1 protein-coding gene is annotated in these 513 nt (G+C 40.4%); it reads right to left on the minus strand.

The window, feature by feature from the left end; genetic code table 11:
- Positions 1-153: 153 nt before the first annotated feature.
- The coding region (locus E5983_RS09440; protein WP_160332692.1) for an IS66 family transposase at positions 154-513 on the minus strand (360 nt) is incomplete at its 5' end.

The following is a 513-nucleotide window of genomic DNA, read 5'->3' on the forward strand; positions in this document are numbered from 1 at the left end:
GCTTTTCTTTTGAAAAAGGAAGAAAGTATACGCTTGGCTTTATCGGTACCCTACAATAACGGTCTCGTTGAAGGAACGTAAGCGCCCAATAACAGGGTACATCAAAAAACCTCCAAGATTGTAAGCAGCTTGCTTTGAATCTTGGAGGTTTCTTTAACGACAATGCTCTTGTATTTGTTTTGCCCATGGTAAATAAGCCTCTAGAACCTCCTTTTTTTCGAGAGTCTCCTCGTTTGGTAAATGTTCTAGTAGGAAAACTATATATTTTTCACTGTCCACTTGGTGGAGTTTGGCTGTCTCAATTAGAGTCATAATAATCGCACTAGACTCTGCTCCCCCTAAACTCTGGGAGAACAACCAATTCTTGCGTCCCATTACTAAGGATTTGATTGCTCTTTCTGCCAAATTATTGGATAGAACGAGACGTCCATCCTCTAGTACAGTTTTGAATGTGGACTCATAATCCAAACTGTATTTGAGAGCACGGCCTAACTTGGATTCTGGTAAGACATA

Source organism: Streptococcus danieliae (assembly GCF_009767945.1).
Classification (GTDB): domain Bacteria; phylum Bacillota; class Bacilli; order Lactobacillales; family Streptococcaceae; genus Streptococcus; species Streptococcus danieliae.